Origin of the sequence: Haloferula helveola (assembly GCF_037076345.1) — a bacterium.
Classification (GTDB): domain Bacteria; phylum Verrucomicrobiota; class Verrucomicrobiia; order Verrucomicrobiales; family Akkermansiaceae; genus Haloferula; species Haloferula helveola.
The window spans coordinates 1,489,127-1,514,172 of the sequence record NZ_AP024702.1 but is presented as its reverse complement, the minus strand read 5'-3'; the positions used below and the strand labels follow the sequence as shown (position 1 = coordinate 1,514,172).

Annotated in this window: 19 protein-coding genes; 17 read left to right on the top strand and 2 right to left on the bottom strand. The window is 60.1% G+C overall.

What is annotated here, in order from left to right:
• Positions 1-157 precede the first annotated feature (157 nt).
• From accB to thiE, 3 genes are all read left to right on the top strand, one after another.
• Complete coding sequence (accB, locus tag HAHE_RS05310; protein WP_338689194.1) at positions 158-631, top strand: acetyl-CoA carboxylase biotin carboxyl carrier protein; 474 nt, start codon at positions 158-160, stop codon at positions 629-631.
• A 62-nt stretch (positions 632-693) separates the two neighbouring features.
• Positions 694-2,046, top strand: a complete 1,353-nt coding sequence (accC, locus tag HAHE_RS05305) for an acetyl-CoA carboxylase biotin carboxylase subunit (RefSeq protein ID WP_338689192.1) — start codon at positions 694-696, stop codon at positions 2,044-2,046.
• 10 nt (positions 2,047-2,056) lie between these two features.
• The gene (gene thiE, locus HAHE_RS05300) at positions 2,057-2,695 is read left to right on the top strand and encodes a thiamine phosphate synthase (protein ID WP_338689190.1); all 639 of its coding nucleotides are present in this window, start codon (positions 2,057-2,059) and stop codon (positions 2,693-2,695) included.
• 18 nt (positions 2,696-2,713) lie between these two features.
• Here the strand turns inward: thiE and HAHE_RS05295 are convergent, their stop codons facing one another.
• Entirely contained in the window at positions 2,714-3,682 is a 969-nt protein-coding gene (locus HAHE_RS05295) for a PfkB family carbohydrate kinase (protein WP_338689189.1), read from the bottom strand.
• Positions 3,683-4,105: 423 nt separating this feature from the next.
• On the opposite strand from HAHE_RS05295, the gene HAHE_RS05290 reads away from it, so the two are divergent.
• The 4 genes from HAHE_RS05290 (at position 4,106) to HAHE_RS05275 (ending at position 9,955) form a co-directional block, all read left to right on the top strand.
• Positions 4,106-5,191, top strand: coding sequence for a hypothetical protein (locus tag HAHE_RS05290; RefSeq protein WP_338689188.1), 1,086 nt, complete (start codon positions 4,106-4,108; stop codon positions 5,189-5,191).
• 55 nt (positions 5,192-5,246) lie between these two features.
• Positions 5,247-5,882, top strand: coding sequence for a PEP-CTERM sorting domain-containing protein (locus tag HAHE_RS05285; RefSeq protein ID WP_338689187.1), 636 nt, complete (start codon positions 5,247-5,249; stop codon positions 5,880-5,882).
• A 290-nt stretch (positions 5,883-6,172) separates the two neighbouring features.
• The gene (locus tag HAHE_RS05280) at positions 6,173-8,266 is read left to right on the top strand and encodes a fused MFS/spermidine synthase (RefSeq protein ID WP_338689185.1); all 2,094 of its coding nucleotides are present in this window, start codon (positions 6,173-6,175) and stop codon (positions 8,264-8,266) included.
• 51 nt (positions 8,267-8,317) lie between these two features.
• A complete protein-coding gene (locus HAHE_RS05275; protein WP_338689184.1) occupies positions 8,318-9,955 on the top strand; it encodes a tetratricopeptide repeat-containing sulfotransferase family protein in 1,638 nt (545 codons plus the stop codon).
• A 387-nt stretch (positions 9,956-10,342) separates the two neighbouring features.
• On the opposite strand, the gene HAHE_RS21680 is transcribed toward HAHE_RS05275, so the two are convergent.
• A complete protein-coding gene (locus HAHE_RS21680) occupies positions 10,343-10,426 on the bottom strand; it encodes a hypothetical protein (RefSeq protein WP_343218204.1) in 84 nt (27 codons plus the stop codon).
• Positions 10,427-10,924: 498 nt separating this feature from the next.
• Between HAHE_RS21680 and HAHE_RS05270 the strand changes: the two genes are divergently transcribed.
• The 10 genes from HAHE_RS05270 (at position 10,925) to HAHE_RS05225 (ending at position 25,020) form a co-directional block, all read left to right on the top strand.
• Complete coding sequence (locus HAHE_RS05270; RefSeq protein WP_338689183.1) at positions 10,925-14,434, top strand: TonB-dependent receptor; 3,510 nt, start codon at positions 10,925-10,927, stop codon at positions 14,432-14,434.
• Positions 14,435-14,491: 57 nt separating this feature from the next.
• On the top strand, positions 14,492-17,515 hold the full coding sequence (locus HAHE_RS05265) for a hypothetical protein (RefSeq protein ID WP_338689182.1): 3,024 nt from the start codon (positions 14,492-14,494) through the stop codon (positions 17,513-17,515).
• Between the two features lie 152 nt (positions 17,516-17,667).
• Positions 17,668-18,453 carry a DUF3450 family protein gene (locus tag HAHE_RS05260; protein WP_338689180.1) on the top strand — a complete coding sequence of 262 codons (786 nt, stop codon included), beginning with the start codon at positions 17,668-17,670 and terminating at the stop codon, positions 18,451-18,453.
• A complete protein-coding gene (locus HAHE_RS05255) occupies positions 18,450-19,898 on the top strand; it encodes a MotA/TolQ/ExbB proton channel family protein (protein ID WP_338689178.1) in 1,449 nt (482 codons plus the stop codon). The genes HAHE_RS05260 and HAHE_RS05255 overlap by 4 nt, the downstream gene beginning before the upstream one ends.
• 7 nt (positions 19,899-19,905) lie before the next feature.
• Positions 19,906-20,496, top strand: a complete 591-nt coding sequence (locus HAHE_RS05250; protein WP_338689177.1) for a MotA/TolQ/ExbB proton channel family protein — start codon at positions 19,906-19,908, stop codon at positions 20,494-20,496.
• Between the two features lie 3 nt (positions 20,497-20,499).
• Positions 20,500-20,910, top strand: a complete 411-nt coding sequence (locus HAHE_RS05245; protein ID WP_338689176.1) for a biopolymer transporter ExbD — start codon at positions 20,500-20,502, stop codon at positions 20,908-20,910.
• Positions 20,911-21,561 carry an energy transducer TonB gene (locus tag HAHE_RS05240; protein ID WP_338689175.1) on the top strand — a complete coding sequence of 217 codons (651 nt, stop codon included), beginning with the start codon at positions 20,911-20,913 and terminating at the stop codon, positions 21,559-21,561. It abuts the gene before it with no gap.
• 8 nt (positions 21,562-21,569) lie between these two features.
• Positions 21,570-23,081: a tetratricopeptide repeat protein gene (locus HAHE_RS05235; protein ID WP_338689174.1), complete on the top strand. Its 1,512-nt coding sequence runs from the start codon at positions 21,570-21,572 to the stop codon at positions 23,079-23,081.
• 11 nt (positions 23,082-23,092) lie between these two features.
• The gene (locus HAHE_RS05230; RefSeq protein WP_338689172.1) at positions 23,093-24,394 is read left to right on the top strand and encodes a hypothetical protein; all 1,302 of its coding nucleotides are present in this window, start codon (positions 23,093-23,095) and stop codon (positions 24,392-24,394) included.
• A gap of 11 nt (positions 24,395-24,405) precedes the next feature.
• On the top strand, positions 24,406-25,020 hold the full coding sequence (locus HAHE_RS05225; protein WP_338689170.1) for a hypothetical protein: 615 nt from the start codon (positions 24,406-24,408) through the stop codon (positions 25,018-25,020).
• The last annotated feature ends 26 nt before the right edge of the window (positions 25,021-25,046 follow it).

The window sequence follows — 25,046 nt, the reverse complement described above, 5'->3', positions numbered from 1 at the left end:
TAGCCAGCGGCCCGGGCTCCGGCTGGCAAGCCGATTTGTCCCCGGATTCCGGAGTCGGCGACCGGGATACCGCTTGACGCGTTTTCCCGCGAATCCCTAGCCTTCACAAACGAGGCGCGCGGTGCGCCTCCACCGCTTCCCAACCGCTTTCATCGCCGTGGAACTCAAAGAAATCCGCAAGATCGTCGAACTCATGAACGAGCACGGGCTGACATACTTCGACATGTCGAAGGATGACTTCCACCTGAAGCTCAAGAAAGGCCCGGACCTCGATACCATCAGTAGCCTGATGTCGATGGTCCCGACCGCTGCTCCGGTCGCTGCCGCTCCGGCTCCCGCGGCTCCCTCCGCAGCCGCGCCTGCCGCCGCTGCGGCGCCCGCCGCCCCGGCTCAGGAAGGCGAGGCGATCTCCTCACCGATGGTTGGTACATTCTACAGCAAGCCGTCGCCCGACGCCGCCCCGTTCGTCGCGGTCGGTGATGCGGTCAGCGAAGGCCAGACCCTGTGCATCATCGAAGCCATGAAGGTGATGAACGAGATCAAGGCAGAGCGCTCGGGCACCATCGTTTCGGTCGTTGCCGAGGACGGAACCCCGGTCCAGTTCGGCGACGACCTCTTCCGCATCAAGTAACCCCTCAGGACCTTCGTTCGCGGAGTCGGACGAAGCGGTCCCAGTTCTCTTCCCATACCCAGATGTTCAAGCGCGTTCTGGTCGCCAACCGCGGCGAAATCGCCCTCAGGATCATCCGTGCCTGCCGCGAACTCGGTGTCGAATCGGTCGCGGTTTATTCTGAGGCGGATGTCGATTCGATGCATGTCCAGCTCGCCGACGAGGCGGTTTGCATCGGCAAGGCAGCCGGCAAGGACAGCTACCTGAAGGCCGACCGGATCATTGCCGCGGCGGAGATCACCGAAGCGGAGGCGATCCACCCCGGGTATGGCTTCCTTTCGGAGAACGCCCGCTTTGCCGAGATCTGCCAGAGTTGCAACGTCCGCTTCATCGGTCCTTCGGCAGAAGTGATCACGAAGATGGGCGACAAGGCCACCGCACGGGCAACCGCCATCGAAAACGGAGTGCCGATCACGCCGGGCACCGAGATCATCATCGATCCGGCCGCCGCGCTCGAGGAAGCGAAGCGCATCGGATTCCCGGTGATGATCAAGGCCACCGCCGGCGGGGGCGGGCGCGGAATGCGTCCGTGTTTCGAGGAAGGCGAGTTCCTCAAGCTCTTCAGCGCGGCCTCCAACGAGGCCCTCGCAGCGTTCGGTAACGGCGACTGCTATCTTGAAAAGCTGGTCCTGAATCCCCACCACGTGGAATTCCAGATCATTGCCGACCAGCACGGGAACTTCCTCCAACTCGGCGAGCGTGACTGTTCGATGCAGCGCCGCAACCAGAAGATCATCGAGGAGTGTCCCTCGCCGCTGCTCACTCCGGAGCTCCGCGCCCGGATGGCGGAGGCATCGGTCAATTTGATCAAGGCGATCGGTTACGAGAATGCCGGCACGATCGAATACCTCGTCGATGACAAGGCGGAGAATTTCTACTTCATGGAGATGAACACCCGCATCCAGGTGGAGCATCCCGTGACCGAGGAGGTAATGGGCTGCGAGCTGATCAAGGAGCAGATCCGGATCGCCGCAGGTGAACCGCTTTCCCAACACGTCCTCAACGCCTCCCCGCGCGGCCACTCGATCGAGTGCCGGATCAATGCGGAGGACCCCTACAACAACTTCGCGCCAAGTCCCGGCCACATCGATCTGTGGTACGCACCGGGCGGGAAGGGTGTCCGCGTCGATACCCATGTTTACTCCGGGTATTCGGTTCCGCCCCACTATGATTCGATGATCGCCAAGCTGATCGTGACCGCTGCCACCCGCGAGATCGCGATCGCGCGCATGAAGCGTGCGCTTGGTGAGTTCATGATCCGGGGCATCAAGACCACGATTCCGTTTCAGCAGGAGATCCTCGATCATCCCGACTTCCAGTCCGGCAATTATGACATCGGCTGGGTGGGCAGATTCCTCGAGGAGAAAAAGCTCTGAGGGGCAGGTTGTGGTTCCCGATCTCTCCGGCGCCCGCCTGTATGCGATCCTCGATCTCGGCTACGTCCCCGAGCCGAAGATCGAAGAGGTAACTAGGGCCCTTCTGGAGGGTGGTGCGGATGTGCTCCAGCTACGGGCGAAGGGGCATTCCGAGGAGCGGATCCTCGAATTTGGTAAAAGGACCCGGCCGATATGCCGGGATGCCGGGGTGCCCTTCATCGTCAATGATCACCCAAGCCTCGCTGTGGAGCTTGATGCGGATGGACTGCATCTGGGACAGGATGACGGAAGTCTTGAAGAGGCCCGTAAACGGATCGGGCCGGACCGGTTGCTGGGTCGCTCGACGCATTCTCCCACCCAAGCGAAGCAGGCATTGGAAGATGGATTCGATTACATCGGCTTCGGCCCGCTTTTTCCCACACCCACCAAAAAGGGTCGCCCCGGCATCGGTCTGGAAAATGTGGAGGGTGTCGAGCAATCGGTCGGCATGAAGATTCCCGTCTTCTGCATCGGGGGAATCAAGCGAGCGAATCTCGAGGATGTGATTTCCGCCGGGGCGCGACGCGTGGTCATCGTGTCGGATCTTCTTACGGCATCCGATGTCTCATCGGCCGTTCGCCAAGCGAGGCTGCAGATCACCGGCAGCTGATCTGATCCATCATCCGCTTCACCAGGCGGTCATGGCGCGAAACGCTTCGAGTCGTGCTTCGACATCCGAAGTGGAGATACCCTCGAGCCGTTGGGTGGAAAACGCTTCACAGGTGAACGATGCAAGGACGGAGCCGTAGACCACCGCCTTGCGGATGTTCTTGAATGAGTAATCGCCGCCGGCGTGCGCGGCGAGATATCCGGCAAGACCTCCCAGGAAGCTATCGCCCGCTCCAGTTGGGTCGGCGATGCCTCGCAGGGGAAATGCCGCGCATCGGAAGAAGGAGTCCGGACAGGGAACGGTCGTGGTCCCGCCCGCGGCCGAGAACAGCATCGCACCGAACTCTCCCAATTTGATCACCACGAACTTCGGGCCTTTGCCGAGCAGGAGCCTGCCCGCTTCGATGAGGTTTGATGTTCCGGCGAACTCGCGGGCCTCACTTTCGTTGATCACGAACAGGTCGAGTTGTCGGAGCACTTCGTGGAGCCGCTCGTTGGCGATTTCGATCCAGAGGTCCATCGTGTCCGCGATCACGAAACGATTCTCGGCACCACATCCAGCCAGCATCTGCATCTGGTTGTCGGGCGACATGTTGGCGAGAACGACGATTGGCGCATCGGCGAGTTCCGTCGGAACCTTGACCTCCCAGCTTTCGAGCACATTGAGCCCGACCTGGTGGGTGACCCGCTCGTTCATGTTCTCCATGTACTCACCGCTCCAAGTGAAAGAAGCGCCCTCCGAACGCTCGACTCCACCGAGATTCACTCCGCGGGACTCAAGCATGCTGAGATGAGCGGCCGGGAAATCGTGTCCGACGATGCCGATGAGTCGGACGTCGGACGCAAAGAAGGTCGCCGAGAGCGCTGCATAAGCGGCGGAGCCGCCCAAAAGATCGGTTCCCTCCGAGCCGGGGGTCTTGACGTGGTCAATCGCGATGGTGCCTCCGACAATCACCGGGGCGGGAGAATTCTTCGAGCTTTCAGGCATGGCGGCCCGGAGAATCCATAGCTGCGACCGGACTTCCAGCTTGAACCTTCACCCAATGCCGTTTTCCCGAAGTGGAGCAACTCAGCCCCCGGTTCGCAGGCCGAACCGGAAGTTCTGGCCATCTGCTTCCACGACGGAACTGGTCCTTGGACACGTCGGGCAAAGACGATTGAGGGACAAATTGCGCTGTGAAAGTCGAAAACTACGACGCGAAGCGGCGCTCAACGGCATTTTTTGGCTTCTTATTAGAAATTGTTATCTAACGAATCAAAATACCCCTTGCCCGATGTCCCCAATTTGTGCTACCTGCTACCCAACATCCGAGCTTTCGGGGTAAATTTCGGTCAAGCAGCGCCCGTGTTGCAGAGTTTCCGCAATTTTTTCTCGACGCCCCGGAGCACCAAACCTAAATCCAAACACGTCATGAAACCAATTACCTCCTACGCGCTGATTTGCGCAGTCTCAACGATCGCAGCCCAAGCGGCTGTAACCGACCCCGTGGGCTACATGACCGTGCCGATTCCGGGCACGGGCGGTGGTTCCCCTTCCAAGCTTCAGATCGGTAACCAAGGCCTCCTCCCGAACGGCCCGGCATTGGTTGACGACGGCACCGGTGTTACCTTCGGTAGCGATGGCGGTGGCGACTTCCTTGAGGATAGCGACGGTGCATGGACCGCCGGTGATTATGTGAACGGTGCGGTTTTCAGCCACGTTCTCGAAATTACGAGCGGCGCCGCTCACGTTGGCGTTCTTTCCTGGATCACTTCCACGACCGACACGCCGGCCAAGATCTATACCGCCGACGACCTCTCGGGCGCTGGCGCTGGTGCTGGCTACCGCGTATGGGAAACCTACACGATGGCCTCGCTGTTCGGTAACCCGCCGGCCGCGACGACCCTTGGTAGCGGTGCAACTGCAGCTTCTGCCGATACGGTCCAGATTTACGATCCGACCACCAATACCTACACGACCTTCTACTACCGTGTTCCGACCAAGGGCACGCCAGGTTGGGCATCGGACGACGGCACGATTCTGGATCCGGCATCGTATGCGATCCACCCGAATGATGGCCTTGTCCTCCAGCGCAAGCAGGTTGGCGATGGCGAACTCGTCATCGAGGGCTCCCTCAAGACCGGCCCAGGTAACATCTTGGTTCAGGGTGATCTCGGTGCTGACACGCTGAACATCCTCGCAACCCAGCATCCGGTTGAACAGCTCACGCCTGCGAACTCCGGTCTCTACACTGGTGACGCGGCCACCGGTCTGCTTGGAGCCGCGACCGCGTCGGCCTCTGACAACATCCTTGTCTTCGATGCTGCGACCAACTCCTACACGACCTTCTACTACCGTGTTCCGACCAAGGGCACACCGGGTTGGGTCTCGGACGACGCAGGTATCCTTGACCCCGCGAACTATGAGTTCCCCTCGACTGGTGCGCTCCTGTTGATTCGTCGCGGTGGTAACGATTCCTTCGAGTGGTCGGTGCCGGAAGTCACCGTCGCACCATAATCTGTTCAGTCACTCCAAGCTCCACTACGCACGTCCAAACACAAAAGAAAATTAGATGAAACTAACTTTGACCAATGCCGCCTTGGTTCTCGCGCTGACTGGCGCGGCCCACGCCGCGACAATCTCGATCGATTCTATTCTCGATCTTGATGTCACTGTTGATCCTAACGCTGCAAATACCCTCTCCTCTGGTTCGGGGTTCACTGTTCGTGTTGGTGTCTACACTGGGCCCGCTCTCACTACCACGGCGACCTTTGCGAGCATCAACTCCAGCTTCACGGAAGTTGGCAGCCTGAATCTCGGCACCGCTGCGGTTTCCAACTACAATGGGTATTTCGGCACTTCCTCTGCTATCTCGTTTACTGATGCTGATGGCGTTGGCGGCCAAAATATCTGGCTCTGGGTTACCGATGGAGCGAATATCAACGGTGTTTATGAAGCCACGGGTGCACTCGCTGGTGACTTCCAGTTCAAGGCTGACGCTGCGATTCCGAATAGTGGTTCCATCCAGTTTGGTGGTGCTGCGTTCGATGACTGGGCGATCCGCCTCGGCACCTTCACCACTGGTGGCGTCAATGCCGCTTACGGTGGTTCCTACGTCCTCAACACTGCCAACCCGGTTCCTGAACCGGCAGTTGCGCTTCTGGGTGCATTCGGTGTGATCGGTCTCCTTCGCCGCCGCCGCCCCTGATGCCTTAGGCAGTCAACTAAACTACTTACAGGAAGCGAGCCATTTGGCTCGCTTCCTTTTTTTTGCCTGGACGGAGGTCTCTCGATCCGAGGCGTACCGAAGGGGGTGTTTGCTTCAACGAAGCCGCAAACAGTTGGACCACCGCTTCCCCCGAAATTCGATTTGGATCCCGCGCAGTGGATCCACCTGTTAGACCGTTTGAGGGCGTCCTGAGTTCCGGCGGTTCCTCCGGAATCAATTGATTTACTTGCTGGGCTAATGAGGAGTTCTAATCAAGTCTCTGCACCACAATGAATGCTGCCCGTTCGGCCACCCTTACCGTATTATTTGGTTCATTTCTTCTCTTCGCAGTGCAGCCTATGCTGGGACGGACATTGCTGCCCGCGTTCGGTGGTAGTGCAGCGGTGTGGACCGTCTGCCTGGCGGCATTCCAGACCTTGCTGCTGTTGGGTTATCTCTATGCCCACCTTCTCGGGCGGCAGTCGACAGCTCGCCAGATGACGTTGCATCGGGTGACGTTGGTGGTTGCGATTCTCTGGACCCTGGGGTTTGCGATACTGAGGCCCAATCTGTTCCCGATGCTCGGGAAGTCGGGAATGCCGAGATGGGAAGTGCTGTTTTGTGTGCTGCTGTTTGCCGGCCTCCCGTACGTAATGTTGTCTTCCGGTTCGACGTTGGTGCAGGCGTGGCTGGCACGGACAGGTAGCAAGAACGTCTATCGGCTCTATGCGGTTTCGAATTTGGGCTCGTTCCTGGGTTTGTTTGCTTATCCCTTCGTCTTCGAACCCTACGTTTCCTTGACCGCTCAGTGGTGGGGGTTCTCGGGGCTGATTGTCGTTTACGCGGCTCTGCTGACCGTCATGGGCCGAAGAGTTCGCCTCGCCGAAAGTCTCGCTCCTTCCGACTCAGTCGGGCCGGAGGCTGATGAGGCCGGGAGTGCTTCCGAATCAAATGCGTACGTTGACAAGAAGGTTCTGTGGTTGGCTCTTCCCTCACTCTCGGTGTTTCTGCTCAATGCGGTAACGTCCTACCTGACACTCGACGTGATCCCACTGCCGCTCCTGTGGACGGCCCTACTTGGGTTGTTCCTGCTCAGCTATGTGATCGGATTCTCCGGTTTTGGGCACCGTTTGCTTTCATTGCTTCTTTGGGTGGCCCTCGGTTTTGTCGGGTTTGCCGGCTATGTAGTGAGTAAAGGCCCGGAGCCGGGAGCCTTTGGGATGCAGCTGGTTTCGGGTGCGGGGCTCTGTCTTTTCGGGTGCACCTTCCTTCACTCGTGGCTGTATGCGATCCGGCCCGCAGCCGGAAAGTTGAGCCTCTACTACCTGTTCAACGCGTTGGGTGGCGCCATCGGGGGCTTGATCGCATCGATTGTCGTGCCACTCATTTTCACCACGGTGGCCGAGTATCCCGTTGCCATCGCAGGCCTCGCTGTGGTGATGATCTGGTTCATCGCGTCGTCCAAGAAGTGGGGGCACTTCCGATGGATCGGAGCCGCGCCCGCTCTTGGGGCACTCGGGCTCAGTCTCATTTCGTTCCTACCCACTGAGGAAGATCGCCCGACGATATGGAGAGACCGGGGCTTCTACGGCACCGTTCAGGTCACTGAGGTCAAAGCGAGGGCTTCGGGCGGCGATGGCTCAGTCCACGAGTTCATCCATGGATCCACCCTGCACGGGATCCAGGCATTGATTCCCGGACGGGAACGGTGGCCGACGGCTTATTTCACTCCCGAGAAGATGGGCTTCGGGGTAATCGCCCATCCGAAGTGGGAGAAGAAGGAGCCGATGCGTGTCAACCTCGTAGGTCTTGGTGTGGGCGTGATGCTCGCCTACGGGCGTGAAGGGGACTACTACCGGTGCTACGAAATCAGTCCGGAAGTGCTGGAAATCGCCGAGAATCCGGATCTGTTCACCTACGTCAGCGGCTGTCCGGCGGAAGTTGATCTCGTTTGTGAGGACGCTCGCAAGGGGTTGGAGAGGGAACTTGCGGAAGGGGTGGAGCCCTACGACGTCATTGTCATCGACGCCTTTGCCGGTGACAGCCTTCCGTATCACTTGAGTACCCGTGAGGCTTTTGAGCTGTACTTCAAGATGCTTAAGCCCGATGGGATTCTTGCTCTCAATGTTACCAACTGGCACCTTGACCTCGATCCGTTCGTAAAGGCGGTGGGTGTCTCATTCAAGGTGCCGACGGTTGAGTTGGCTTCTCCCGATGATTTGTCGCGGCTCGCATTCGGGGCCAAGTGCGCCTTCTTCTGCCGACAGCCGCAGGGGATGGGTGAACTCCCGTTTGGAGCCCAGATGGTGGATATTCAGAAGCAACCTGATATCCCGATGCCGACGGATGAGAAGGGAAGCTTTGTTCCGTTGATCCGATGGTAAGCGCTGGCTTGGCCAAGGATTGCCAGGGGGCGGCAGGCGGTCGATACGCCAATGGTCCTTGGCTTCCGGTGGTCCGGTTGGAGTCCAGAATCCCAAGTTCTGTTTATGAAGAATGAGCGTAAGCCCAAGCCCGGTCTGGCATACAATGCCCTCCGGCTCAGGGAGCACGAGTTCCAGGTCGCGTGGGCTTCCCGGGATTTGGACAAGTGTGTGGAGGTGCTTGAGAAGGTGCTGGTGCTCAATCCCCGGTCGACCAACGCCTACTTCCAGTTGGCTCGGGTATACGGACTTCGCTACCAGCACGATGACGCCATCCGGGTTTTGGATGAGGCCGTCAGGCGGTCGCCCAAGGAGCAGCGCGTGCTGGCACTCGCCGAGGCCGGGAAGACTGCGAAAGAGTTTTTCGATCCGAGCGTCGCGGCCGAATTCCTAAAGCGGGCGGTCGAGGCCGCTGCGGCCAGCCGAGGGAGGCACGCGCTGGACGATCTGGCGGATGCCAAACTGGCACTTGCCGAGCACTTTCGGTTCACCCGATGCAAGGCTGAAGCCGCCGAGTTGGTCGAACAGGTGCTAGAGGACCTCCCACACGACAAAAGTGCGAGACTGTTGTGGTGCAAGCTGAATGAGAGTGACGTCGAGAACTGTCTTGATGAGCTCAATGACCTGATGGACGGCGCCGAGGGTGAGTTTCGGGTGAAAGTTGCCTACCAGCTCGGCAAGATGCGGGACAAGGCGGGCGATTTCGCCGGTGCCATGGAGGCCTTGATCGAGGCGAAGCAACCGATGATGGGTGTTCGTGACGCGCTGGTATCGAATCGGATCAAGGTTCGCGCGCAGCTGTCTGACTTCATCCGGGAGTTCGATCGTAAGAAGCTCGATGAGTGGAATGCCGCTGCGGGTGGATTGGGAGAGCCGAAGAGAATCGCCCTGTTGGGAGGGCATCCGCGATCGGGGACGACCCTGCTTGAACAGTCGCTGGATGCGCACTCCGACGCAGTGTCGATCGAGGAGACTGAGAATTTTTCGGTCTGTTTCTACTGCAAGGTGATGAAGGGGTTGCCGGCGCGAGCGAGCATCGTGGATGCGATGGACGCGTGTGAGCCGGAGAATCTGGTCTCCTACCGTCAAGGTTACCTTGATGCCGCGGAACGGTGTCTCCAGGAAAAGGTGGGCGATCGGCTTTTGATCGATAAGAATCCGTCGCTGACTTTCCTAGCGCCGTCCTTCTTGCGGCTGTTCCCGGAGGCCAAACTGCTCGTGATGCTCCGTGATCCGCGTGATGTGGTTCTGAGCTGCTTCATGCAGGCGTTTTTCCCGCCCGATCTGGTCACCGGAAACTTTTTGACCTTAACGGATGCTGCCGCGGAGGTGAATCACCTCCTGATGGCTTGGGCGGAGCTGAGAGAGCATCTGCAGGAAACGCTCTGTGAAATCCGTTACGAGGACTTGGTGTCCGATCTCAAGGGCAACGTGAAACGTTCGCTGGGCTTCCTTGGGTTGGGTTGGAGCGATGACGTGGTGAACTTCGACAAGCATGCGGGACAACGGGTGGTGCGCTCTCCTTCGGCAGATGCCGTCACCGAGAAGGTTCACCGCAAGGCGGCGGGACGCTGGGAGAACTATCAGGATTACCTCGGCCCCGCGATTGAGGTTCTTTCTCCGAGTTTGAAGGCCCTTGGTTACGCGTAGGAGCTAGCTGGAGCCTCAATTGGGCCGTCGACCACGGGCACAGTGGGCAGGATTCTTCGAATGTTCGCGGGTCCGAGTGGTTGATGTGCGGTTTCCCGTGTAGACTTCCCCTGTTCTGAGACCGCGGGAAGCCGAAGCGCACGCGCATCGCCGAGATCTCCCGGATTCGCTTCGCAAGCACTTGATTGTAGGGATTGCCTTTCGGCCGCCGGTAATAACCCGATCGCACCAACCCCGACAGCCTGCACGCACGACTCGGACTGATCGAATAGGCAGCCTTGAGCCACTCGGCCAATTCGCGCTTACGTGCAGGCTTCTGAGCGTTTTTGCGATCACCTCTTCGAGAATACGCTTATCCAGGCCTAGGTCCGCCACCGGCCGCTTGAGCTAGCTCAACTCGCGCAACTCGGTGACTCCCATCCCCGCATGCTTCTTCTTCCAGTTGTAGAGGTTCGCTTCTCTGATACCCATTTTCCGGCAACCGTTTTGGCTCCGTTCTCGGCCTGTTTCAACGCGTAGGCGACCTGTTCGGGCGTGTATCGGCTCTTCTTCATTTCTCGGTTCGATTCATGGTTCCTAACCGGAAATCCTAAAGTTTCCAACCTTCCCGCATTCCGGGAGGACGTCACGATCGTTGTTGTGGTGGATCCAGGCTCCAAGGCGAAGCGAGCGTGCTTGATGGACTTGAAGTTCTCTGTCCAGTTCCTCAGGGGAAAGCGCTGAGAGTTTGTAGAGTCAGCTTGTTTCCACGGTGACGGAAGCGTCACAGCGGGTCTCTTCGTTGGGAAGAAGCATGAGGATATTGGCTCTCCGCTCGTGTTCTTCATGCCTGTGTCGCCCAAGCTGGACTTTGTCATCCGATATGCGTCTAGCGTGTCGCGTCGGTTTCTCAGTGGGTGTGGGCTGAATGGATTTCAAGGTGAGCGGAGGTGGTTCTCACTCGCGTTGCTGATCGCGTCGGCTCCCGGATTGTTGATCCATCCCGTCTGGGCATTTCACCCGGCTGCCGCACTTCCGACCGCTTCCTCGGCTTCGGTCTCAGCGGACCTGCTGCCCACAAAGAGCGATCAACGCCACGTTTCGGATCCGGAGCTTTCCGAGTTGCTCAAGGCAGACCGGCTTGAGTGGTTGGAGGATCCGGGTGTGACTCCCGTGATCTTCGAATTGGGAGGAGGGCTTCTGGGGTACGGTTCGGATGACTCGCCATTCTTGCGGATCCTTGCGGGACCTTCTGAGGAAACGAACGAAGAAGCGGGAGACACCCCAGATGATACGGGAGCCGATCCGACGAGTCCTTCACCCGAAGTAGAGGAGACCGTGCGGGACAGCGCGCCTCCCGAGGGTGAAGTCGGGATGCCGCCGCCGACACCGGAGGAAGAGGAAGACTGGACGCCCGCTGATCCTGTCGCTCCTGAAGGTGGTGTGGGAGGGGCCCCGATTGAGCCCGGTCCTGGAGCCGAGATTCGGGAACCCCTGCCGATTGAGCAGCAAGTCGGTGAGTGCGTGATTTCCGGCGAGGTCTCGGACGTTTCGACCTTGGATCCGATTGCAGGTGCGATCGTCGCGGTGCGGGGTACCGGGCGTGAAGCCGAGACCGATGCCCAAGGTCGATTCCGGATCGATGGGCTCCCTTCCGGCGACTACCTCGTCGAGGGGATGAAGATCGGATACGATGGCGCTGAAGTCGCGGCGAGTCCGCGTCCAGGCTCACCAGCTGAGGTCCGATTGGCGTTGCGGTTGAAGCCTGCCGTAGAGGCGGGTGACGGTGAGTATCTTTTGCCCGAGGAGGCCATTGTCGGTGAGTATCGCGAGTCGGGACGCGCGGACTTCGAACTTGAGCTGGAACTGGGCAAGAACATCGGTTCCGGACTGGATAAGAGCGAGTTCACCAAGTCGGGAGTGAGCGATGCGGCGGGAGCGGTCTCCAAGATTGCGGGTGCGAACATTGTCGGCGGAAAGTATGCGGTCGTCCGTGGTCTCGGAGACCGCTACTCGAACACCACGGTGAACGGTGCGCTGATATCGAGTGCGGACCCCTCTCGGAAGGCCGTGCAGCTTGATCTGTTTCCGAGTGACCTCCTCGAATCGATCAATATCTACAAGACGTTCACGCCCAACTATCCGGGTGAGTTTGCAGGAGGTTTGGTCGCCATCCAAACTCTCGCGTTCCCGGAAGAATCGTTCGTCGAATTCGAATACGGAACCGGCTACAACGAGAACCTCGACAGCGAGCGCTTCTACGCGCTTCCCGGTCGGGATCTGGGGTTTCTTGGAAAGCCGAACGACGGACTGGGTCCGACTGTCGCTCCCTTGGCTTCCGGAGGCCTCGACAAAGGCTGGGACTCGACACGCCCTCCGCGGACGCCAGCCCAGTTTGCAGAGGCTCAGGAAGGGATCGATGCGTGGAGCGGCCTGCACCGGAGCGGAGGCATGCGACCAGTCCTGCGGGATCCGGAACTCGGTCAGGACATGTCTGCCGCATTTGGAACCACCTACCAGTTCGACAATGGGCTTGAGGTGGGAGTCGTAGCCTCAGGTGTCTGGGCTACCGGAGACGAGGTGCGGGAAGACGTTCAGGTCGGGCGTTACTTCAACAATGGCCCGGATGGTCAACCCGGAACTCCGGATGACCGCCTGGAGCGGACACAATCGGAGAATCGCTATACCGCCTATGCCGGCTACGGGTTGCTTGGAAGTCTTGGCGTGCGCGCGGGCGACCGACATCAGATCACCTACACGTTTTTCCAGAATCACCGCGGTGAGGACACCGTGCAGCAAGGGCGAAACGTTCTCGATGAACGCACGACCTTCGGTGAGTATCTCCCGTCTTCCCAAAACCCGTTTGGAGCGGGTGCTTACGCTTACCAGTCGTTCGACAGTCTGATTCCCCTTCAGCGAACGCTCACGCTCAATCAGATCGCAGGAGAACACGCTTTCGGGGACGAGGATCGCCCGATCGAGGTCGATTGGGTATTCTCCCGGAGCAAGGCGGTTGAGGACCGAGCCAACACACGGACGCTGTATTTCTCACAGCTGGACTTCGCGGATCCACGCATCCAGAGCGAAAGGGGCGACGTCTACAATCCAAGTCTCGGAACGATCTACACCGCAGCCGATGTCTTCGACCTGAGTCCGCCTGAGACCGAGAGTTTCAGGGAAAGTCTTGAGACCAACGAGGTTGCGGGAAATGAGCGGATCGACCTGACGTTCCCGGTATGGTCGAGGGGCGAGAATGACTTTTTCAACCTCTCCGCGGGCCTGAATCATTTCAATCGTGACCGCAAAGTGCGCGGACGCCTCTTCATCAATCGTGTGGGTAACGGTTTGAATGGCAGTCTTCTCAATGATGATGGAGGCCAGTATGGCGTCGACTACCTGAACTCCTACGATTCTCTGTTTGAACCGGACGGCTCATTGAAATTTGACGGCTGGTCGGGCAATCCGAACCGCAGCGACAAGTTGATTTTCCTGGAGCAGTCCACTTCGGGGCGGACGGTTCGGAATGTCGACGCTTCCACGGATCTGGGAGCGGGCTACTTCATGGGCAATGCCAGCATCGCCGGCTGGGATCTGGTCGGTGGTTTCCGGTATGAAACCGAGGAGCGAAGTTATCAGGTTCTCCCCGGTCTGAATCCCACGTTCGCAGTCAATCCATTCCCGATCACGGAACAGTCCGCCTACTGGTTGCCGGGGATCGTGCTCCGACGCGACTTTGGAAGGGACGACCAGTTTGCCGTGACTTTGGGGTGGTCGAAGACCGTGGCGCGGCCGACTTTCTATGAGTTCGCTCCGGTCATCACCGAGGACCAGGCCAGTGGGGACGAGATCGAGGGGAATCCCGATCTGACCGACACCCGAATCAACAACTACGACCTCAGTTTCGGTTGGCGTCCGAGCGACGCCACGACGGTGGGCGTCAGTCTGTTCCACAAGGATATGAAGGATCCCATCGCCCAAGCCTACGAGCTCGGCCGTAGGACCTGGGTTAATGGTGAGGAAGGTTCATTGCAGGGTGTCGAGTTCGAGATCGGCCACCGCTTTCTTGAGTATTGGTCGATCAACTCCAACTTCACCTACATCGACTCGAGCCTTGTCTACTCGCAGCGCCGGGGTGCCGTCTTCGACCAGATCAGCACCACCTTCGAGGGGCAGCCGAACCACATCTTCAACATGAATCTCGGCTACGACAATCCGGACACCGGGTGGTCGGCCAACTTAGTCTATAACTTCACTGGATCCTACTTGACGGGGGTCCCCCTGAGCGAAGTTGACCCTGCGATTCGTCGTGAATCCTTCGATCTGCTCGACCTGATCGTCCAGAAACGATTCGACCTCTGGGAAGGTGTCGGAATCGTCAAACTTAAGTGCGGGAACCTGCTGGATTCGGTCGATAGGGAGGTCTTCGACGGCACCGGTCTGGCTTACGAGTCATACAAGCCGGGGCGGTCCTTCAGCCTCTCTTTCAAGTTTGAATACTGAGGAGGGGTTGGACGGCCGCACGGAAACGGGGTCGACAAACCACCTGAGATTCAACACATGAAACTAGAGAAACACCTGCTCCTCGCGAGTCTTCTGCTGACGCCATGCGTCGGTTTTGGCGCCGATGTGGAGATCACCGGAGACATCACGGTCGATACCACTTGGACGAGTAACAACGAATACATCCTGAAGAAGCCGATCTTCGTGACGAACGATGCCGAGCTCACCATTGAGCCTGGCACCAAGATCTACGGCACGGAAGACACCGTCGGCGGCACCTTCGGTTCGCTGGTCATCACCCGCGGCGCCAAGATCTGGGCCGAGGGCACCTGCGAGCAACCGATCGTCTTCACCGCTCTTGAGGAGCGCGACGGCCTCGGCGGCGATCCGCTGACGCTTCCGCTTGATCCGGAATTCGACGCAAGCCTGTGGGGCGGCGTGATCATTCTCGGCAACGCTCCGATCAACTTCTACGACGCGAATGTGGCGCAGAGCGAGAACGAGATCGAAGGTTTCCCGACCGGGCTCGGGCAATCGACGCTCTACGGTGGCAACAACGCAGCGGACAACAGCGGAGCCCTGAAGTATGTGTCGATCCGTTGGGGTGGCTACGAGTTCGCGACCAACAAGGAGATCAACGGTCTGACCCTCGGCGGTGTCGGCAGCGGCACGACGATCGAGTGCGTCGAGGTCTTCGCCAACAGCGATGACGGCGTCGAGTTCTTCGGCGGCACGGTGAACACCAAGCGCATCGCGGTGGCATTCTGCTGGGACGAGAGCTTCGACATCGACGAAGGTCACAGCGGTTACCACCAGTTCTGGTTCGCGATCCAGAACGCGGACGGCTCGGTGGGCGACAAGCTCGGCGAGTGGGACGGCGGCAACGGCACGCCTGACAACGCGACGCCCTACACTCTGACCCAGGTCTACAACGCGACGCTCATCGGCGGTGGCGTTGGAGTGAACAACGGCATCGAAATGAAGGACGCCTTCGCCGGAACCCTTGCCAACTCGGTGCTTTCCGAAGGCGGGATCGCGCTGAGCGACCAGGACGACGGTGTCGACCAGGCCGGAGCTCCGAAGCCGATCTTCAACAACAACACGTGGGGCAACTTCACCGCGGCCGGCCTCCAGGCCACCATCGGCAACGGGGCCGCCACGGATGTCGCCGGTGCCAACAACTCGGCACTGAATACCGATCCGAAGTTCCGCGGCATCAGCCGCATCGCTGACGGTGGTCTCGACCCGCGTCCGCAGTCGGACAGTCCTCTGCTTGGCGCTTCGCTCGCTGCCTTCCCCGGTGGCGCCCCCGCTGGCTTCTATGAAACCGTAGACTACCGCGGCGCGTTCGATACCGGTAGCGATTGGCTCGACGGCTGGTCCTACCTCTCGCAAGCCGGCTACCTCGGCAAGGTTTGCGTTGATGTCGAAGTGACTGCCGACATCACGACCAACACGACTTGGACCAACGACAAGTGCTATATCCTGAAGAAGCCGATCTTCGTGACGAACAATGCCGAACTCACCATCGAGCCCGGCACCTGCATCTACGGCACGGAAGACACCGTCGGCGGCACCTTCGGTTCGCTGATCATTACCCGCGGCGCCAAGATCTGGGCCGAGGGCACCTGCGAACAGCCGATCGTCTTCACCGCTCTTGAGGAGCGCGACGGCCTCGGCGGCGATCCGCTGACGCTTCCGCTTGATCCGGAATTCGACGCAAGCCTGTGGGGCGGCGTGATCATTCTCGGCAACGCTCCGATCAACTTCTACGACGCGAATGTGGCGCAGAGCGAGAACGAGATCGAAGGTTTCCCGACCGGGCTCGGGCAATCGACGCTCTACGGTGGCAACAACGCAGCGGACAACAGCGGTATCCTGAAGTATGTGTCGATCCGTTGGGGTGGCTACGAGTTCGCGACCAACAAGGAGATCAACGGTCTGACCCTCGGCGGTGTCGGCAGCGGCACGACGATCGAGTGCGTCGAGGTCTTCGCCAACAGCGATGACGGCGTCGAGTTCTTCGGCGGCACGGTGAACACCAAACGGATCGCGGTGGCGTTCTGCTGGGACGAGTCGTTCGACATTGACGAAGGTCACAGCGGTTACCACCAGTTCTGGTTCGCGATCCAGAACGCGGACGGCTCGGTGGGCGACAAGCTCGGTGAGTGGGACGGCGGCAACGGCACGCCTGACAACGCGACGCCTTACACGCTGACGCAAGTCTACAACGCGACGCTCATCGGCGGTGGTGTTGGAGTGAACAACGGCATCGAAATGAAGGACGCCTTCGCCGGAACCCTTGCCAACTCCGCTCTCGGAGAAGGTGGAATCGCGCTGAGCGACCAGGACGACGGTGTCGACCAGGCCGGAGCTCCGAAGCCGTTCTTCAAGAACAACACCTGGGGTAACTTCACCGCGGCCGGTCTCCAAGCTACCATCGGTGGCGGAGCCGCCACGGATGTCGCCGGCGCCAACAACGGCACGATCAACACCGACCTGAAGCTGGGTGGCATCAGCCGCATCGCTGACGGGGGTCTCGATCCCCGCCCGGGTCTGGATAGCCCGCTTCGCGGCGCGCTGCTCACCGCCTTCCCGGCGGGTGCTCCGGCCGGTTTCTACGAGACCGTCGACTACCGGGGTGCGTTCGGTGATTCCAACTGGTTGTGGGGCTGGTCCTACCTCTACAAGGCGGGCTACCTCTCCGCGGTCACCAAGGATCAGATCGCCGCTTCCAAGCCGGGTGCCAACTCGGGTGGTTCGCTCAACGACACCGACGCTGACGGCGTCGACGATACCCTCGAGCAGACTCCGGAGCTTGTGGCTCTCGGATTCACCGTGGGCGTCGATGACTCGGCCCTGTTCGCCAGCATCTACACCACCGACGCCATCCTTGATCTCGTGACCGGCAACCAGGTCATGATCCAAGGCGGTGGTGCCGGCAATCCGGTGACCCTCAGCATCCCGCTGTTCCGCTCGAACGATCTGAGCGTCTTCACGCCTGCTCCGGCACTGGACGCGACGTTCAACGGAACCGGCGAGGCCGAGTTCTACCGCATCGAGGTTCCTTCGGCCGAGTAAGCCCGCGAGAATCGCATCTGAATTCCGAGCCGCCCGGGCCTCTTGGTCCGGGCGGTTTTTTGTACACCGAGCCCCTGAATTGACGAAACCGTCACATTGGGGCCATCGGCAAATGCGGGCCCACGACGTTCTATTTCGCCGCTTCGCCAGTCATGCGCATTTCACCGATTTTAGCAGTCCTTTTCCCGTTGGTTGTGGGGGTTTGCCCCGCTCAGGAGGAGGAAGTCCCGAAGACCGAGCAGCTCAAGGATTCCGTCCGCGAGTGGATCGAAACAATGCGGGAGATCCAGACCGAAGAAGACTCTTGGGAGCGCGACCGGGTCCTGCTGGAAGACCAGCGGGACGCCTTGGAAAGCGAGATCTCCGAGCTCACCGAGCGGGTTGAAGCCGCCAAGGTTGAAAAGGAAGGAGCGGACAAGGAGTCGCTCGATGAGATCAAGAAGCGGGATGCCTATCTGAAGTCCCGAGATGTGCTGGCGGACGAAGTGCGAAAGCTGGAGCAGGGAGTGGTCGCGAGGTTGTCTTCGTTTCCCAAGCCGCTTGCCGAGGATCCGCGGGTCAAGGAATTGATGGCCCAGGTGAAGAGTGATGCGTCACTCACCGGGGAGAAAGCGGAGGGAGGATTGACGAAGCGGCTGAACAATGTGCTCAACCTGCTCACCGAGGCGGAGAAATGGCAGCAGACCGTTCACCTGAAGGACGAGCTCCACCGCACCGAGGACGGCAAGGAGTTCAACATGAAGGTCGTCTACTTCGGGTTGGGATCGGCCTATGCGGTCAACGAAACCGGTGACTTCGCGTTAGTCGGAAAGCCGGGCGCCGCCGGTTGGGAATACGAGTCCCGGCCGGAGCTTGCCGACTCGATCCTGCAGATGGTCAAGGTGCTCAACGGAGATGCCGACGCCCAGTTCATCCAACTTCCCATCAATCTTCAATGAGACCCGTTCTCCGATTCATTCTGCCGCTGGCAATCGCCGGCACGGTTTCCGCGCAGACCGCAGCCGAGCAACAGCTGGCCGAGGCCCGCAAGGAACTGAAGGACACGCAGGCGGAATACACCGCCATGCGGACCGCGTTCTTCCGAGAGATCAACACGCTTGATGACCGGGCTCTCGAGCTTGATCGCGAACTCCGAGCACTTGAGCGCGAGGCCGAGCGCAGGACATCGAAGCGGCAGTCGCTCTTGCGCGAGATCGAGGGCCGCGAAGGGGAATTCAACTACGCGGTCGGAGTTCTGAACAATTATGGAGGAGCGCTGCTGACCCGCATTCATCCGGCTGAGAACCAGTTGTATAAGGACCGTCTCGATGATGCGGCCGCGAAGGCGGCTGCTGCCGGCGATGACTATGCGGCCGAGCTCGGAAGCCGCCTTGAAGCGGCGAAGATCGGCCTTGAGCGGCTCTCGGCGGTGACCGGCGGTCATCGATTCGAGGGCAAGGGGCTGCGGAACGGAAGTGAGTCGATCGAGGGTGAGCTGCTGGTGCTCGGCCCCGCCGTTTACCTGAGCGAAAAGGACGGCAAGTTCGAAGGGGTGGCGACCTTTGCGTCGACCGGCACGGAGCTTCCCACCGTCGTTGCGCTGACCGGAGTTTCGGATGGAAGCATCACGTCAGCGATTGAATCGGGATCGGGTTCGCTGCCGCTCGACGCGAGCATGGGCAAGGCGATCGAGGCCCAGGCCGCCGAGGAAACGATCGCCGAGACGATCGAGAAGGGAGGAATTGTCGGACACGCGATTCTCCTGCTCGGCTTGGTGGCGATCGGGCTGACGGTCTTCAAGGTGCTTGAGATCAGCCGCTTCCCGGTTCCGTCCCGGCGTGTGATCAACGAGATTATCGATGACCTGCTTGCCGATCGACGCGATGAGGCCGCGAAGCGGGCTGCGAAAGTCAAAGGCATGGCGGGCGAGATGGCCAGGGCAGGTGTGTCGAACTTCTACGAGAAACGCCGTATTCTTGAGGAGGCGTTGTTCGAGAAACTGGTCGCGGTGAAGCCGAAGCTTGAACGTTTCCTTCCCTTCCTCGGTCTGACGGCCGCCGCCGCTCCGCTGATGGGTCTGCTCGGAACGGTTCTCGGTATCATCAAGACCTTCAAGGCGATGGCGCTCTATGGTTCGAGCAACCAGAAGGCTTTCACCCAGGGGATTTCCGAAGCCCTGATCACCACGGCGGAAGGTCTCGTGGTTGCGATTCCGGTGCTGGTCCTGCACGGCCTCATGCGCAGTCTTGCCAAGGGCAAGTTCAGCGAGGTTGAGGGCGTTGCGATTTCCCTGATGAACGGAACCACCGAGATGGAGAAGAAGGATTTCAAGGCATCCAAGCCGTCCAAGCCATCGGAAGACGACGAGGACGGTGATCCCGAACTGGTGCCGAACCCCGCCTGATTCCGCCATGTCGATCTTCCGCGATGCTCTCCAGATCTTCCTCACCGGAGGAGGGATCATGTACATGCTCGGAGGCGTCGCATTCATCCTCTACGCAACCGCCTTCGCGGCATTGGCCTACGTCAACCGCGGCAACCTCAACGCGAAGGATTCGCGCAAGTGGGGCGACTGGCTCCGGAGCCCGGAGACCGCCGAGGGGCGGATGGGCGAGGCGATCCGCTATGTGCTTCACGGCGACCGCCTGACGATCAAGACCGTGCAGCGACGTCTCAAGGAGGTCAGGCTGAATGTCGTATCCGCGATCGACCGGCGGCTGCTTGTGGTCAATACGCTCACCGCTGCCGCGCCCCTCGCCGGGTTGCTTGGCACGGTGATGGGGATGCTCGCGATGTTCGGCGGCCTGGCCCAGGGCGGCGGAGGCATGGAGGCGGTGGCCAGTGGCATGCAAGAGGCCCTGATCACCACCCAGACCGGTCTCACCATCGCGCTTCCCGGTCTTTTCATCGGACTCGTCGTGAAGGGCAAACGCGACGCGATTTCGGCGGCTCTCGCCCAACTTGAGAGTCAGATTCTGACCACCCGATTCAAACGATCCTGATTTATGTTCGGAAGAGGACTTGGAGACGAAGCGGAAGAGGAGGTTCATGTCGACCTGTCTCCGATGATCGACTGTATTTTCATCCTGCTCATCTTCTTCATCGTCTCGACGGTTTTCGTTGAGGAGACGGGAGTGGAGGTGAACAAGCCGGATGTCGGTGCCGCCGCGAGCGCTCTCGACAGCAACTCGATCCTGTTGGCGGTGACGAAGGAGGACAAGGTCTACTATGGTGGTGAGAGCATTGGCATCCAAGGGGTGATCGGAAAGATCAAGCCGTTGCTGACGGAGACGCCGGACATGCCGGTGATCATCCAAGGCGACGAGGATGCGAGCCACGGCACGGTTCAGAAGGTGCACGGTCAGGCGATGCTGGCCGGGGCGCAAAAGGAGAAGATCTCGATTTCGACGAAGTAGGTGAAACGGGAACTCCATGTTTATCGGCCGCCGCGAGGGCGCTTCACCGGGATCTTCGCGATCCTCGGCGGGGTGGTCGCGACGATTGCCGTGTTCGTGGCGATCCCGCTTTCGCAGAAGCTGGCCGACAGTTTTTCCAAGCCCATCGCGCCGCCGCCGGAGATTGCGATCGACCCGCCGGAGGACTTCGTTGTCGAGCTTGAGGAGCCCCCCGAAGAACCGGATGAACCGCCTCCGGAAGAACCCTTGGAAGAGCCGTCGAATCTGGATCTCGGAATGGACCTCGGCGACCTGACCGTGGGCACCGGCGGTGCCTTCGTCGTCGAGATTCCCAAGTTCGCGCTGAAGGGCGGCGACGATCCCTTCGGAGCCGGAGGGATCGACACTCCGCCGCAGCCGTTCGCCAAGTCCCAACCGATCTATCCGAGCCGGCTGCTGGCCAAGAAAATCGGCGGCAAGGTGGTCGTGGCTTGTGTGGTCGACGCTTCCGGGAAGGTGGGCGGCGCCAAAGTCAGGACCTCTTCCGGCAATCGCGAACTCGACGATGCAGCGCTCAAAGCGGTGCGGAAGTGGAAGTTCAAACCCGCGGTGCGCGGCGGCAAGAAGGTCAAGGCGACCGCGCTCGTGCCATTCAATTTCGAAGTGAAGTAACCCCGATCATGCGCTCCGTATTTTCCAGCATTCTGATCTTCGCGACCGCGTTGCCGGTTGCCGCCGACAAGATCATTCCGCCTTCCAACCTCTTCCGGGATCCTCAGTTCGTGAAGGACTTCGTGGGAAGCTACGGATTCCAGTCGGAAGTGGAGCCCAAGGTGTCCGCCGAAGAGAGCCGAGTGCTCGTCAAACTCAGCGAACTTTTCGAGGCGGGTCAGTTCAGCGCCGCGGAGCAGGAGTTGGTAAGGTTCATCAAGGAGGTCGAAGCGCCGAGCGATCCCGAGAAAAAACCCGGAGAGATCAGCCCCGCGATGGTCTTCGTTCTGGGCAACCTCTACTTCTCCGCCGAGCGAACCGAGGAAGCGCGGCGGGCGTTTCTCGAGGCGATCCGTCGCTTCCCGAAGTTCCGTCGGGCCCACGTCAATCTCGGCTACCTGTATGTGTCGAAGGAAGAGTTCGACAAGGCGATGCGCCATTTCCAGGAGGCGGTTTCGCTGGGTGAGGGGAATCCCCGGGTGTTCGGGCTTCTGGGATACGCCTACCTTTTGAAGAAGCAGCCGCTCGCCGCGGAGAACGCGTATCGTCAGGCCTATCTGCTCGATCCGGAATCAAAGGACTGGCAGCTGGGTCTTGCACAGGCGTTGATCCAGCAGGAGAAGCTTCCCGAGGCGACCGCCATTCTCGGCACCCTGATCGAACGATATCCGGAGGATCCCCAGTTGTGGCTCCAGCAGACCAACACGCTGCTCGGACAGGAGCGCAAGATGGAGGCCGCGGTGAATCTCGAAATCCTGCGGATGAAAGGTCTCGCGGGTGAGTCGGAGCTCAATCTTCTGGGCAACCTCTACATGGACCAGGGCGAGGCGCAGTTGGCACTCTTCGCCTATCTCGCGGCGATGGACAAAAGCAGCGAGTTCGATGTCGAGAAGGCTCTCAAGTCCGCCAAGATCCTGAACGACTATGGTTTTCCGGACAAAGCCGAGCAGTACGTCGCGAGGGTGGAAGCGAAAGCCGGCGACAATCTGAGCAAGGATGACCGGGTTGCCTTGCAACTCGTCGAGGTCAGCATCGCGCGTGCGGCCGGCGAGATGGAGAAGGTCGGGGAGCTGCTCAAGGGCCTGATGAAACTCGACCCTTCGAACGCCGAGGTGATTCTCGAACTCGGCAAGCACTACGATTCCCTCGCCAAGGCCGCGGAGGACGAGGAGAAGGAGCGTGAGTATGTGATGGAGGCCAAGACGAACCTCCAGATCGCTTCAGGCATGGACGAGGTGGCCTACGATGCGAATCTCGCCCTTGGCCAGCTCTACGTCAGGGAGCGCCAGTATCTGAAGGGAATGCCGAAGCTTGAGCGTGCGCTCGAACTCAAGCCGAGTGAGAACCTGAAATCCTACGTCGCGAAGGTGCGTCGGGCCGCCGACCGCCAACAGCAGCGCGAGGAACGCGAGGCGGCTGACCGCGCCGCCAAGGAAGCCGAGGAGAAGGCCAAGGAAGAAGCCGGAGACCAATCGAAATGATGAAACCGTTCATGAAACCAAGCACGCTCGTCCTTCTCGGACTCGCGGTTGGAGTGCAGTGTCCTGCGAACGAGGCACTGGATATCCTCGAGGGCAACAAGAAGGTCGAGGAAGTCGAGTTGCCTCCCTTGCCCGAAGGGACGGAGGAGGAGTCGGCGGACACGCCTCCGGTTTTTGTCGAACCCGAATGGGCACCGAGCCCGCTGGATCCGATCTGGTCGCGCGCGATCCTGTTCGAAGACAATGACAACCCGTGGCTCCAGCAGTTGGCCATCATGGGGCTCTACCAGTGGGGCGGATCATGGGGGACGGCCGAGGTGGAAGGTGCCCGGAACGTGAAGCTTGATACCACCCGGACGCGACGGGCCCGCTTGGGTGCCCGCATGAAGATCTTCGGCAACACGGAGATCGAGGCGGTGGGCGAGTTCGCCGGCGACGCCCGTTACCAGCGCCTTGAACGTTTGAAAGGCAAGACCCGCGTGTTGCCCAACCACTACGTCGAATACGGCAAGTTCCGTCCGCGGTTCGGTATCGAAGGATCGAAAGATCCCGCGCTGCTTCTGACTCCGGAGACCTCGCTTCTCACCAACATGCTGATGCCTCCCAGCACCCTTGGTGTGGCGTTCTCCCAGGACTGCGCGCCGTGGGACTGGAGCATCGGTTGGTTCTCAAACGATACGGACCGCTACATTCCCGGTTTCGAGGGGGACGGGTTCATCGCCGCCAATGTGGCCTATGAATCCGCCGAGCGTCTCGACGACAATTCCGTGATGCGGACCCGCTGGCATCTCGACTACATCTACAACCTGGATGGGAACTCGAGTTCCGCGATCCCGCGCTATCGGCCGGGTGGGATGATGGCCGCGAATGGCCCGCAGCGGGTGCCGATGTACCGTTCCTTCCGCCACATGGTTTCGACCGGTGTTGAGTTGGAAGGGGAGCGGTTCGCTTTCGAGGGTGACTTCATGCTCGCCAACGGCGACTTGAATGTCTGGGGCATGACCCTGACCCCGAGCTACTGGGTGCTGCCCGGAACTTTGCGGGTGGTGGGCCGTTACCACTATGCCGATACGGATGATCCGGGCGGCTTGGTCGGAGGCATGGGCATCGGCAGCGATCCCTATTTCGATTCCTCGCCGCTGTTCGTGGGGGACGAGTATCACTCGTTCTATCTCGGAGCCAATCTCCACCTCTACCAAGACAAGGTGGTGGTGCTGAATGGCATCGAGTACGCGATCATGAAGGACGAGGCGGGAGCCGGCTTCACCACCGATGGCTGGATCTGGCACTCGGGTGCCCGCGTTTCATTCTGATCGATCGAATCATGAAACGGACCTTGTCGATTCTTCTGCTCGCCCTGCCGCTGGCTGATGCCGTGGAGGTCGATGTCGACGCCGTAGGACGGGATCTGAATGGCTGGCAAGGATCGGTCGCCCGCTATTCCACGGCCGGGGCCGCCTTCGAGGTCGGGCAGCCGATCATGTCCTGGGACGAGAGTAACAATCTGATTGTCGAAGCTGAGATCCGGGAGATCCGGCGATCGTCGCCTGTCTACGACGCCAAGGTCCGACTGCTGGTTTCACCAGACGGGCTCGTGCGCCGGGCATCGGTGAAGGGAACAGTGGACGGGAAGGTGTTCGACTCCGGTGAAGTGACCCGGCCCGAGCCTGCCGTGATTCCGGAAGCTCCCTCCGCAGAGGAAGGTGCCGAGGGCGTGGGTCCGGTCGTCGACGTCGCACCGACCGATCCCGACGAAGAAATGCGCCAAGCGCTCGACCAGCAGCTTGTCGCGGCGATCGAGCGTGCGCGTCGTTCCGAAAAGGTCGTGAAGCGTGACCTGAGCTCTTGGCTTCTCAGCGGTGCGGCTTCCGAAGGGGAAACCCTCGTTGAGGGAACGGCAGTGGTCGTGAGCTCGCTGTTCCGTCGCATCGACCGCTGATTTTCCCGGTCAGGCGCCGTGTTCCC